Here is a 12,154-nt window from a genome sequence, read left to right on the forward strand (position 1 = left end):
GAGGCGTTCGCCTGGATGATCTTCTCCAGCAGCGGCAGCAGGTCCGCGATGGAGGAGATCTTGCCCTGGTGGATCAGGATGTACGGGTCGTCGAGGACGGCCTCCATGCGCTCCTGGTCCGTCACGAAGTACGGCGACAGGTAGCCCTTGTCGAAGGCCATGCCCTCGGTGAAGTCCAGCTCCAGACCGAAGGTGTTGGACTCCTCGACGGTGATGACGCCGTCCTTGCCGACCTTGTCCATCGCCTCGGCGATGAGCTCGCCGACCTGCTGGTCCTGGGCGGACAGCGCGGCGACGGCGGCGATGTCGGACTTCTCGTCGATCGGACGGGCCGAGGCCAGCAGGTCCTCGGAGACCGCGGCCACGGCGGCGTCGATGCCCTTCTTCAGGGCGGCCGGGGAGGCGCCCGCGGCAACGTTCTTCAGGCCCTCGCGCACCAGCGCCTGGGCGAGCACGGTGGCGGTGGTGGTGCCGTCACCAGCGATGTCGTTGGTCTTGGTCGCCACCTCCTTCACGAGCTGGGCGCCGAGGTTCTCGTACGGGTCCTCGACCTCGACCTCGCGGGCGATGGTGACGCCGTCGTTGGTGATGGTGGGTGCGCCGAACTTCTTGTCGATGACGACGTTGCGGCCCTTCGGGCCGATCGTCACCTTGACCGTGTCGGCAAGCTTGTTGACGCCGCGCTCGAGGGCGCGACGGGCGTCCTCGTCGAACTTCAGGATCTTCGCCATGGCAGCGGGAGCCCTCTCGGAAATCTGGGTGGAAAAGGCGCTGCGCCCCGGGCGCCCGGCTTCTTATCGGTCGCGGGGGCCAGGGGCGCAGCTCTGAGCAGGAATCGAGGCGATTACTTCTCGATGATCGCGAGGACGTCGCGAGCCGAGAGGACGAGGTACTCCTCGTTGTTGTACTTCACCTCGGTGCCGCCGTACTTGCTGTAGAGCACGACGTCGCCGACCTTGACGTCGAGCGGAAGGCGGTTGCCGTCCTCGAAGCGGCCCGGGCCCACGGCCAGGACGACGCCCTCCTGGGGCTTCTCCTTGGCGGTGTCCGGGATGACCAGGCCCGAGGCCGTGGTCTGCTCGGCGTCGAGCGGCTGGACCACGATGCGGTCCTCGAGCGGCTTGATGGCAACCTTGGAGCTGGCGGTCGTCACGATCCGACCTCCCCCTTCGGAGATCTCACGGGGTTAACTGTCTGAGGTGGCGACCAGGTCGATCCGTCGTCGCGGGTGCCGGACCTGCCCGTCGCTGTGTTGGCACTCTCCAGGGGGGAGTGCCAGAGCCGAGACTATGACCGTCGTTAGCACTCGGTCAAGCGGAGTGCCAATTGCCTCGCGGCGCGTCGGCCGGGGGCTCGTTCTGCGAGTCGTCTGTGCGAGGTGCTGTGCCCTGTCGTGACCGACCCTGGGGGCTGCCGCCCCCCAGACCCCCGCTTCGGCCTGAACGGCCTCGTCCTCGAACTCCCCCGGAGGGGGCACCCCCGGACGGGCTGCTTGATGCCGGACTCGGCTGCGCGATGTGCCCTTCCGATCACGCCCCCCCGGATCGCTTGCTTCAGAGGTAGTCCTCCAGCCTCCCCACCGTCAGGCCCTCCTCCTGGATTCTTCGCAGGAGGCGGGTCGTGCGGGTGCGCAGAGGTGGGCCGTCGAGGTCGTCGTCGTTGGCGGCGACCAGGAGGATGTCGCCGGGGCGGAGGGAGTGGGGACCGTGGGTGAAGTGCAGGTCGGCCTCCTTCATCGACGCGCGCCACAGGACGACCGCCGAGACCCCGCAGTGGGCGGCGGCGTGCAGGGTCGTGGTGTCGTACGCGCCGTAGGGCGGGCGGAGGAGGCGGGCGCGGACGCCGAAGCGGGCGTGGAGCTTGTCGCGCTGGCCGCAGATCTCCGCGCGCTGGGCCCGGTACGGCAGGCCGCGCAGCGGCGGGTGGTCCAGGGTGTGGTTCTCCAGGTCCGCGCCGGCCGACAGCAGGCGCCCGAAGTGCCCGTAGCCCGGGCCGACGACGCTGTCGGTGAGGAACATGCCGACCGGCAGCCGCAGTTCGCGGACCATGTCGACGAACCGCGGGTCCCGTTCGACGCCGTCGTCGTAGGTGAGGAAGACGACCCGGTCGGAGGTGCGGACGTGGTCCAGGACCGGCGGCAGGGCGGAGGCCCGCTTGGTGAGGCGCAGCGGGCGGGCCGGCGGGTGCGGGGGCGGGGACAGCGGGGCCGCGAGGCCCCAGTGGCGGTACGGCTGTCCGGCGGCCGGTGTCTGGGGCCGTACCCGCTGTGCCGCCTTGCGGCCCAGCCGTTCGATCGGGTCGACGGAGGGCGCGCAGCCGGCCAGGAGCAGCAGTGCGGCCGCGAGCAGGAGCGCGGCCGTGCGCCGGGGCCACGGCCGCAGCGTCACAGGTAGTCCTCCAGCCGGGCCACCGCGAACCCCTTGGCCGTCACGTAGTTCAGGAACCGGCGCATGTCGTCGGCCATCGTGCCGTTCCACTCCTTGCGGCCCCGGAAATGGGTGAGGACGATGTCGCCGCGGCGCAGCCGCTGGTCGTCCTCGCGGAACTCCCAGTGGTCGACGAAGACCTCCTCGTTCCAGATCGGCGCGTATTCGATGCCGCAGGCCTTGGCGGCGGCCAGGGTGTCCTGGTTGTAGTTGCCGTAGGGCGGGCGCATGAGCTTCGGGCGCTTGCCGAACTGGTCCTCCATGATGTCCTGCATGTCGCAGATCTCGCGCCTCTGCTGCTCGTAGGACAGGCCCGGCAGATAGGGGTGGTGCAGTGTGTGGTTGTTGAGGGTGACCCCCGAGGCCTGCATCTTCCGGAAGTACGCGTAGTCGTCCTTGATGAGGTAGTCGGTGAGGAACGCCGTGTAGGGGATCTTCAGGTCGCTCATCATGCGCAGGAAGGCGGGGTCCTTCTCCGCGCCGTCGTCGATGGTGAGGAAGACGACCTTGTCCTCGGTGGGGACCGTGGTGAAGACCGGCGGGAGGTACCAGTCCTTCTGACGGCTCACCTCGAAGCCCGGGCGGGCGGTGATCCTCGGTTTCACGGCAGGGGGCTTCGGAGGTGTGAGGGGGACCTGCTTCAGGCCCCAGCGCCGGGCGGCGGCGACCCGGGCCGCGTAGGAGGCGCGCAGCCGGGTGGCGTAGGAGTCGAGGGCGCGGGCCGCGGGTGCCTGGCCGAGCTGCTGCCCCGGGGCGGGCGGCACGGGTGCGTCGCGTTCGGAGCAGCCGGAGGCGAGGGCGGCGACGGCGAGGGTGGCGAGCCCGACTCGGACACCCGCCCTGCACCGGACAGAACGGACCACCTTGGGACGCTTTTTATCGTTTTGTACGACTGCTCTCATGGTGCCGGATCCTCGCAGGCCACCGGCCCGCACCCGCGACGACACCGCGGCCGCCGGGCACACCGTCCACCGACTGGCCGACAATGAGCCCGTGAACGACCCACAGGCCCCGCTCGACGCCTTCGCAGCCCTGCTCACCCCCGAGGGCCGCGCCCTCCTCGACGAGGTGCGCGACACCGATCCCGCCGACGAACTCGCCGTCGCCACCCGCCTGCGCCGCGACCACCCGGCCGGACTGGTGTCGGCGGCGCTCGGGCAGGCCCGGCTGCGGCAGCGGGCGGCGGCGAAGCTGGGGGCCGAGGACGCGCGGCGGATGTACTTCACGCCGAACGGGGTCGAGCAGTCGACGCGGGCGAGCGTGGCCGCCCACCGGGCCGCACGCCTCGCCGAGCTGGGCGTGACCTCGCTCGCCGACCTGTGCTGCGGCATCGGCGGCGACGCGATCGCCCTCGCCCGCGCCGGGATCCGGGTCCTCGCCGTCGACCGCGACCCGGTGACCGCCGCCGCGGCCCGCGCGAACGCCGAGGCCCTGGGGCTCTCCGAGCTGATCGAGGTGCGGGAGGCGGACGTGACGGACGTCGACACCTCCCCGTACGACGCGGTGTTCGTCGACCCGGCCCGCAGGGGCGGCCGGGGTCGGATCTTCGACCCTGAGGCCTACTCGCCGCCGCTCTCCTGGGCGGTCGGGACCGCCCTCAAGGCCCCGCACGCCGCCCTGAAGATCGCCCCCGGTGTCCCGCACGAGGCGGTGCCGCCGCAGGCCGAGGCCGAGTGGATCTCCGACGGCGGGGACGTGAAGGAGGCGGTGCTGTGGTTCGGCACCGAGCCGGGCCTGGTGCGGGCGACGCTGCTCCCCGGCCCGCACAGCCTGCGCGGCCGGGGCCTGGCGAACCCCCCGGTCCGCCCGCCGGGCCGCTACCTGTACGAGCCCGACGGCGCCGTCATCCGCGCCCATCTCGTCGCCGAGGTCGCCGCGGACCTCGACGGCGGCCTCCTCGACGAGACGATCGCGTACGTCACCGCCGACGAACTCCGGCCCACCCCGTACGCCACCGCCTACGAGATCACCGACCACCTCCCCTTCAACGTCAAGAAGCTGAAGGCGCTGCTGCGGGAGCGCGAGGTCGGCGCCCTGACCGTGAAGAAGCGCGGCTCGGCCGTCGAGCCGGAGGAGCTGCGCAGGAAGGTGCTGCCCAAGCCGCACGGCCGTAACGCCGCCACGGTCTTCCTCACCCGCGTCGCGGGCGCCCCCGCCATGCTGCTCGGACACCCCACGGGGCCGCATACGGAGTGATCAGCCGAACGACCCGGTCGGGCGCGCTGCGCGTGCGGACCGGCCGCCTCGCCGCGAGAGTGGACACGACAAGTGGCCGCCACAGGCAGCCGGCGGACGGGGCGCGTGCGGAAGCGAGGACATCCATGCTGCGGGGCTTCAAGAACTTCCTGATGCGCGGCGACGTGATCGTGATCGCCGTCGGCCTGATCGTGGCCCTGGCGTTCAGCACGCTGATCAAGGCGTTCACCGACTTCGTGATCAACCCGATCATCGCCCGCGCCCAGGGCGGCACGTCGCCCGGCCTCGGCTGGCAGCTCGGCAACCCGGGCAACAAGGCCACCTACCTGGACATCGGGTCGTTCATCTCGGCACTGATCTACTTCATCATCTTCATGGCGGTCGTCTACTTCCTGATCGTGCTGCCCTACCGGCACTACCAGGCGCGCCGGGGTGTGGCGGTCTTCAAGGACCCGGTGCCCACGAAGACGTGCCCGGCGTGTCTGTCGGACGACCTGCCCAAGCCCGCCGCCAAGTGCCGCTACTGCGGCTCGGCGCAGCCCGGCGCGGCCTGAGCTGCCCCGACCGCCCCCTTCGAAAGTTTCGAAGCCCGCGTCGGCGCCGCACCAGTCCGCGTCGGCACCGTTCTCACGCTCCGGGTGCCGCCGTGCTGCTGCGGACGACCAGGCTCGTCGCCAGTTCCACCCGGGTCGCCACCGGCGTCTCCTCCTCGCGCCCGAGGTCCAGGACCAGCCGCGCCGCCGCCTCGGCCATCTCCGTCAGCGGCTGCCGCACGGTGGTCAGCGGCGGCCCCACCCAGCGGGCCACGGGCAGGTCGTCGAAGCCGACCACGCTCAGGTCCTCCGGTATGCGCAGCCCCAGCTCCCGCGCCGCCTCGTACAGGCCGAGCGCCTGGAGGTCGTTGCCCGCGAAGATCGCGGTCGGCCGGTCCTCACGGCGCAGCAGCTTCAGGCCCAGCCGGTAACCGGCCTCGTGATGGAAGTCGCCGGTGACGATCAGCGAGGGGTCCACCGGCAGCCCCGCGGTCTCCAGCGCGGCCCGGTAGCCGTCGACCCGGGCGCGGCTGCACATCATCCGTGACGGCCCGCTGAGCGCGCCGATGCGGGTGTGGCCGAGCTCGACCAGGTGCCGGGTGGCGGCGAGGCCGCCCTGCCAGTTGGTCGCGCCGATCGAGGGCACGTCGGTGCCGGGGTCGCCGGCCGGGTCCATCACCACGAACGGGATGGACCGGCTGGTCAGCAGCGCCCGCTGGGACTCGTCGAGCCCGGACAGCACGAGCACCACGCCGTGCGGGCGGCGGGCGGCGACCTGGTCGGCCCAGGTCCGCCCGGGGATGAGCCGGCCCGCGCTCTCGGAGAGCACCACGCTCAGGCCCGCGTCCCGGGCCACGTTCTCCACGCCCCGGATGACCTCCATCGCCCAGGCGCTCTCCAACTCGTGGAAGACCAGGTCGATCAGGGGTGAGCGGGTGGCCTCGGCTCGTCTGCGCCGGTAGCCGTGGGCGCGCAGCAGCTCCTCGACCCGGCTGCGCGTACTCGGGGCGACATCGGCGCGGCCGTTGAGGACCTTCGAAACAGTCGGAGCCGACACGCCTGCCTCGCGGGCGATCTCGGCAAGTGTGGCAGTGCGGGTTTCCGCGGTCTTCATCGGCTTCATGGTCCGAGATCGTAACTCCGCAAGACCTCTTGACGAACCCCCCAGAACGTCTTACGTTCCCGGAACATTCGAAGTAACATCCGAAACATTCGGGTAACCGACGCAGCGTCCTGCCCGAGTGATCTTTGTGAAAGGTGCCGCCTTATGGAGTCCTACAGCAGACGCTGGTTCCTCGGTGCGGGCGCGGGCGTCGTCGCCGCCGCCGGACTGACCGCCTGTGGTTCCGGCAGCGGCTCGGGCGGCTCGGGCGGCACCGTCAACGCCATGACGTACGGCGACGACGCAGTCAAGGTACAGGAGAAGGCGGTCACCCGGTTCAACGCCTCTGCGGCGGCCAAGACGGCCAAGGGCAAGGTCAAGCTGCAGAAGGTGCCCGGCGCGGACTACCCGGCCAAGCTGCGCACCGCGATGGGCTCGCCCAACGCCCCCGACGTGTTCTTCAACTGGGGCGGCGGCTCGATCAAGGCGTACAAGGAAGCCGACCAGCTGATCGACCTGACCGACACCATCCAGTCCGACTCGGTCCTCAAGAGCGGCTTCCTGCCCTCCGTTCTCGCCTCCGGGGCGCTCGAGAACAAGATGTACGGCATCCCGATGCGCGGCATGCAGCCCGTGCTGGTCTTCTACAACAAGACCCTGTTCACCGAGCACAAGCTCCAGGCGCCCAAGACCTGGGACCAGCTGCTCGACCTCAACGCCAAGCTGAAGAAGGCGAAGATCACCCCCTTCGCGCTCGGCGGCGCCGACATCTGGCCCGAGCTGATGTGGCTGGAGTACCTGGTCGACCGCATCGGCGGCCCCCAGGTCTTCGCCAAGATCAAGGACGGCGACACCTCCGCCTGGGGCGACCCGGCCGTGCTCAAGGCCGCGGAGGCGGCCAAGCAGCTCATCGACGACGGCGCCTTCGGCAAGGGCTTCAGCTCGGTGGCGTACACCAACGGCGGCGCGCCCGCGCTGCTCGCCAAGGGCAGGGCGGCGATGCACCTGATGGGCTCGTGGGAGTACTCCACGCAGCTCGGCAAGTTCCCGGACTTCGCCAAGAAGGACCTGGGCTGGTTCGCGTTCCCGAGCTACGACGGCGGCGCCGGCGACATCCGCAACGTCGTCGGCAACCCCACCAACTACTGGTCGGTCAACGCCCGGGTCTCCAACAAGGACGCGGCCATAGCCTTCCTGCGCGACTGCGCCTCCGAGGCGTACACCAAGGACCTGATCGCCAACGGTGACGTCCCGACCACGACCATCGCGGAGAAGCTGCTGGACGCCTCCCCGAACCCGGAGTTCGCCAAGTTCCAGTACCAGATGGTGCAGAACGCCCCGGCGTTCACGCTCAGCTGGGACCAGGCGGTCGACCCGAACGTGTCGCAGCCGATGCTGACCGAGGTCAACAAGCTGTTCGTGGGCAAGTCGTCGCCGAGCCAGTTCGTCTCGGCGCTCAAGGGGCTGAAGTGAGCTCGTCGGTCACCACCCGGACGAAGGGCGGGCCCGGCCGGGGCGTGCGGGCGGGCCGCCCGAGCGCCGTCTGGGCCCTGCCCGCCGTCCTGTTCTTCACGATCTTCGCCGTCGCCCCCATGGCGCTGGCGTTCTACCTCTCCTTCACCAAGTGGAACGGCCTCGGCGACCCCGAGCCGGTGGGCCTCGCCAACTGGCAGAAGCTGTTCGACGACCCGCGGCTGACCCAGTCCCTGACGGTGACCGTCCTGCTGACCGTCGTCAGCTGGGCCTTCCAGACGGTGGTGTCACTGCTGCTCGGAGTCTGGGCGGCGGGCCGCCAGCGCAACCGCGCGTTCCTCTCCGCGGTCTTCTTCGTGCCGTTCCTGCTGTCCTCGACGGCGATCTCGCTGCTGTTCTACGCCCTGCTCGACCCGAACTTCGGCATCATCCACGGGGACACGCTCGGCACGACCTCCGGCGCCTTCCTGGCGATCGTGTTCGTCGGCGGCTGGCAGTTCATCCCCTTCCACACCCTGATCTACCAGGGCGGGGCCCGGCAGATCCCCGAGGTGCTCTACCAGGCCGCCGCGATGGACGGCGCGGGCCGCTACCGCCAGTTCTTCTCCATCACCCTGCCCCAGCTGCGCAACACGGCGACCACGTCCAGCGTGCTGATGATCGTCGGCTCGCTGACGTACTTCGAGACCGTGCTGATCCTGACCCAGGGCGGTCCGGGCACGGACACCGCGATCCTGCCGTACCTGATGTACCAGGCGGGCTTCAAGAACTACGACTTCGGCTACGCGAGCGCCGTCGCGTCCTTCCTCGTCGTCGCCGCCACCGCGCTGTCGCTGCTGCTGGTGCGGCTCTCCGGCTTCGGGAACATGCGCAGCACCAGGGAAGGAATGTGACGAGATGTCACACGACACGTTGCGACGTCCGCGTCCTGTGAAAACCTCCACCCGCCCGTCCGCCACGGACCCCGGCCGCCGCCGGCGGCACTGGACCCGACGCCCCAACCCGCTCGCGGGTGTGGGGTCGGTGCTGTGGCTCGTCGTGGTGATAATCCCGATCTACGCGATGATCTCGGTCTCGCTGACCCGCCAGGACCAGGCGCTGGGCAACAACGCCCTCAAGCCGCCCAGCCACCCCACGCTGGACAACTACAACACCGTCCTGCACAACGGCTTCGGCCACTTCCTGCTCAACACGCTCCTGGTGGCGGCGGCGGTCGTGGTGATCGTGCTGGCGCTGTGCGTCCCGCTGTCCTACGTGGCCGTGCGCGCCCGCACCTTCTGGTCGGGCGCGACCTTCCGGCTGTTCCTGCTGGGCGTGGCCATCCCCGCGCAGGCGGTCGTGGTCCCGCTCTACCTGATGATCGCCAAGCTGAACCTCTACGACAGCCTGCTCGCGATCATCCTGCCCACCGCGGCCTTCGCCATGCCGGTGTCCACGCTGATCCTCACCGGCACCATGCGGGACATCTCCGAGGAGATGTACGAGGCGATGTCCCTGGACGGCGCCTCCACCACCCGCATGCTCTTCCAGCTGGTCATCCCGATGACCAAGGGCGGGATCAGCACCGTCGTCATCTACTCGGCGCTCCAGGCCTGGAACGGCTTCCTCTTCCCGCTGATCTTCACCCAGTCCGACGGCCCGCGCGTGCTGACCCTCGGCCTGTTCAACTACGTCAGCCAGTTCGGGGTGAACATCCCCGCCCTGCTCGCCTCGGTCGTCCTCTCGGGGATCCCGATCTTCGCCGTCTATCTGGTGGCCCGGCGTGCCCTCGTCGGCGGACTGATGGGCGTGGGCGGCAAGTGAACGCACCCTTCCCCGACGACTCTGACAGGAGTTCCATGACCACCGCCCCCTGGCGTGACGCTGCTCTGCCCGCCGCCACCCGCGTCGACGACCTGCTCTCCCGGATGACCCTCGAGGAGAAGATCGCTCAGCTGTACGGCGTATGGGTGGGCGCCGCCACGGACGGCGACGGAGTCGCCCCGCACCAGCAGCACATGAACACCGACTACGACTGGGACGAGCTGATCACCCAGGGCCTCGGCCAGCTCACCCGCTCCTTCGGCACCTCCCCCGTGGACCCGGCGCTGGGCGCGCAGGCGCTGGCCCGCGCCCAGCGCCGTATCGCCGAGGCCGGCCGCTTCGGCATCCCCGCCGTCGCCCACGAGGAGTGCCTGGCCGGCTTCACCACCTGGGCCGCCACCGCCTACCCGGTCCCGCTGGCCTGGGGCGCGAGCTTCGACCCCGCCCTGGTGGAGGCGATGGCCGCGCGGATCGGCCGGGACATGCGCTCCGTGGGCGTGCACCAGGGCCTGGCCCCCGTCCTGGACGTGGTCCGCGACCTGCGCTGGGGCCGGGTCGAGGAGACCATCGGCGAGGACCCCTACCTGGTCGGCACCATCGGCAGCGCGTATGTGCGGGGCCTGGAGTCCGCCGGGATCGTCGCCACCCTCAAGCACTTCGCCGGGTACGCCTCCTCCGCGGGCGCCCGTAACCTGGCCCCCGTCCGGGCCGGCACCCGCGAGTTCGCGGACGTCACGCTGCCGCCGTTCGAGATGGCGCTGCGCGAGGGCGGGGCCCGCTCGGTGATGGCGGCGTACACGGAGACGGACGGCGTCCCGGCCTCCGCGGACCCGCAGCTGCTCACCGAACTCCTGCGCGAGCAGTGGGGCTTCACGGGCACGGTGGTCGCCGACTACTTCGCCATCGACTTCCTCCAGACCCTGCACCGGGTCGCCGGCAGCCCCACCGAGTCCGCGCACCTGGCCCTGGCCGCCGGCATCGATGTCGAACTGCCCACCCTGAAGTGCTACGGCAAGGATCTGGCGGCGGCGGTACGGGCCGGGACGGTCCCGGAGGAGCTGGTGGACCGCGCGGCCCGCCGCGTCCTGGTCCAGAAGTGCGAACTGGGACTGCTGGACGAGGACTGGGACCCGGACCTGCCCACGGAGTCCATCGACCTGGACTCGGCCGAGAACCGGGCCGTGGCCCGCCGCCTGGCCGAGGAGTCGGTGGTCCTGCTGGCCAACCCCGACGGCGTGCTCCCCCTCTCCCCCGACACCCGTATCGCCGTGGTCGGCCCCCGCGCCGCGGACGCGCTGGCGATGCTCGGCTGCTACTCCTTCCCCTCCCACGTGGGCACCCTGCACCCCGAGACGCCCATGGGCATCGAGATCCCCACCGTGCTGGACGCCCTGCGCACCGAACTCCCCGACACGAAGGTGACGTACACCGAGGGCTGCGGCGTCTCGGACCCGGACACCTCCGGCTTCGAGGAGGCCGTCGCCCGGACCCGCGAGGCGGACGTGTGCGTGGCGGTGCTCGGCGACCGCTCCGGGCTGTTCGGCCGGGGCACGTCCGGCGAGGGCTGCGACGTGGCCGACCTCGCGCTGCCCGGCGTGCAGGGCGCGCTGCTGGACGCGCTGGTGGGCACCGGCGTGCCCGTCGTCCTGGTCCTCCTGACCGGCCGCCCCTACGCGCTCGGCCGCTGGGACGGCCACCTGGCCGCTGCGGTGCAGGCGTTCTTCCCCGGCGAGGAGGGCGGCCCCGCGGTGGCCGGCGTGCTCTCCGGCCGCGTGAACCCCTCCGGCCGCCTCCCGGTGAGCGTGCCGCGCGGCCCCGGAGGCCAGCCGTGGACGTACCTCCAGCCGCCGCTGGGCCTGGCGGGCGAGGTGAGCAACCTGGACCCGACGCCGCTGTACGCGTTCGGGCACGGCCGCTCCTACACGACCTTCGCGTGGGAGGACTTCGAGGGCGGCGAGCGCACGGAGATCGGCACGGACGGCGGCTACGACCTCTCGCTGACGGTCCGCAACACCGGTGACCTGGCGGGCGCGGAGGTGGTCCAGCTCTACCTGCACGACCCGGTGGCGGCGGTGACCCGGCCGGACGTGCGCCTGATCGGCTACCAGCGGGTCGAGCTGGCCCCGGGCGAGTCGAGCCGCGTGACGTTCCGCTTCCACGCCGACCTGTCGGCGTTCACCGACCGGTCGGGCCGCCGGGTGGTCGAGCCCGGCGCGCTGGAACTGCGGCTGGCGGCCTCCGCGGCGGACGTCCGCCACACCGCCCGCCTGACCCTGACCGGGCCGGTGCGGGAAGTGGGCCTGGAGCGGCGGCTGCGCTGCGAGACGGAGATCTCGCAGGAGGGCTGAGCACCAAACCGGCCGAGCACCGGACGGAAAAGGCCCGTCTCCCCCGGGGAGGCGGGCCTTCGACGCGACGGCCACAGGGAAAACGCCGTATGTGGAACGCCGTGTGCCGAACACGGAAAACCCCGCCCCGGCAGAGCCGGAGCGGGGTTTCGTCGAGCGCCGGGCAGGCCTTGCACCTGCATCTCCCCACAGGAAGTGAGGCGTCTTTCCTTGGACCACCAACGCACTGCTCGCGGGCCTTCGTTCGCCCGCTTGCGTGTGATGATCATAGCG

11 protein-coding genes are annotated in these 12,154 nt (G+C 71.0%); 6 read left to right on the plus strand and 5 right to left on the minus strand.

The genetic code is table 11. The features are described 5' to 3' along the window. The 4 genes from groEL to IE318_RS01725 form a co-directional block, all read right to left on the minus strand. A partial coding sequence (gene groEL / locus IE318_RS44650; RefSeq protein ID WP_229903278.1) for a chaperonin GroEL occupies positions 1–731 on the minus strand: 731 nt, incomplete at its 3' end. Between the two features lie 113 nt (positions 732–844). Continuing rightward, the gene (gene groES / locus IE318_RS01715; protein ID WP_009190181.1) at positions 845–1,153 is read right to left on the minus strand and encodes a co-chaperone GroES; all 309 of its coding nucleotides are present in this window, start codon (positions 1,151–1,153) and stop codon (positions 845–847) included. 400 nt (positions 1,154–1,553) lie between these two features. Next, positions 1,554–2,387 carry a polysaccharide deacetylase family protein gene (locus tag IE318_RS01720; protein ID WP_189895690.1) on the minus strand — a complete coding sequence of 278 codons (834 nt, stop codon included), beginning with the start codon at positions 2,385–2,387 and terminating at the stop codon, positions 1,554–1,556. Then, positions 2,384–3,328 carry a polysaccharide deacetylase family protein gene (locus IE318_RS01725; RefSeq protein WP_189895691.1) on the minus strand — a complete coding sequence of 315 codons (945 nt, stop codon included), beginning with the start codon at positions 3,326–3,328 and terminating at the stop codon, positions 2,384–2,386. The genes IE318_RS01720 and IE318_RS01725 overlap by 4 nt, the downstream gene beginning before the upstream one ends. A gap of 91 nt (positions 3,329–3,419) precedes the next feature. Here IE318_RS01725 and IE318_RS01730 point away from each other — a divergent pair, with 91 nt between their 5' ends. Both IE318_RS01730 and IE318_RS01735 read left to right on the plus strand, forming a co-directional pair. Then, positions 3,420–4,622 (plus strand): THUMP-like domain-containing protein, encoded by a 1,203-nt coding sequence (locus IE318_RS01730; RefSeq protein WP_229903279.1) that lies wholly within the window; start codon positions 3,420–3,422, stop codon positions 4,620–4,622. Between the two features lie 125 nt (positions 4,623–4,747). Further along, on the plus strand, positions 4,748–5,176 hold the full coding sequence (locus IE318_RS01735; protein ID WP_030174008.1) for a large conductance mechanosensitive channel protein MscL: 429 nt from the start codon (positions 4,748–4,750) through the stop codon (positions 5,174–5,176). Between the two features lie 73 nt (positions 5,177–5,249). On the opposite strand, the gene IE318_RS01740 is transcribed toward IE318_RS01735, so the two are convergent. Further along, complete coding sequence (locus IE318_RS01740) at positions 5,250–6,278, minus strand: LacI family DNA-binding transcriptional regulator (protein WP_030174005.1); 1,029 nt, start codon at positions 6,276–6,278, stop codon at positions 5,250–5,252. 144 nt (positions 6,279–6,422) lie between these two features. Here IE318_RS01740 and IE318_RS01745 point away from each other — a divergent pair, with 144 nt between their 5' ends. The 4 genes from IE318_RS01745 to IE318_RS01760 are packed head-to-tail and all read left to right on the plus strand — an operon-like array spanning position 6,423 to position 11,881. Further along, the gene (locus IE318_RS01745; RefSeq protein WP_189895692.1) at positions 6,423–7,730 is read left to right on the plus strand and encodes an ABC transporter substrate-binding protein; all 1,308 of its coding nucleotides are present in this window, start codon (positions 6,423–6,425) and stop codon (positions 7,728–7,730) included. Next, positions 7,727–8,623, plus strand: a complete 897-nt coding sequence (locus tag IE318_RS01750; RefSeq protein WP_189895693.1) for a carbohydrate ABC transporter permease — start codon at positions 7,727–7,729, stop codon at positions 8,621–8,623. Before IE318_RS01745 ends, IE318_RS01750 begins: the two co-directional genes overlap by 4 nt. A gap of 4 nt (positions 8,624–8,627) precedes the next feature. Next, positions 8,628–9,533 (plus strand): carbohydrate ABC transporter permease, encoded by a 906-nt coding sequence (locus tag IE318_RS01755; protein WP_189895694.1) that lies wholly within the window; start codon positions 8,628–8,630, stop codon positions 9,531–9,533. 35 nt (positions 9,534–9,568) lie between these two features. Continuing rightward, a complete protein-coding gene (locus IE318_RS01760; protein ID WP_189895695.1) occupies positions 9,569–11,881 on the plus strand; it encodes a beta-xylosidase/alpha-l-arabinosidase in 2,313 nt (770 codons plus the stop codon). Positions 11,882–12,154: the final 273 nt, after the last annotated feature.

The organism is Streptomyces spiralis, assembly GCF_014654675.1.
GTDB lineage: Bacteria > Actinomycetota > Actinomycetes > Streptomycetales > Streptomycetaceae > Streptomyces > Streptomyces spiralis.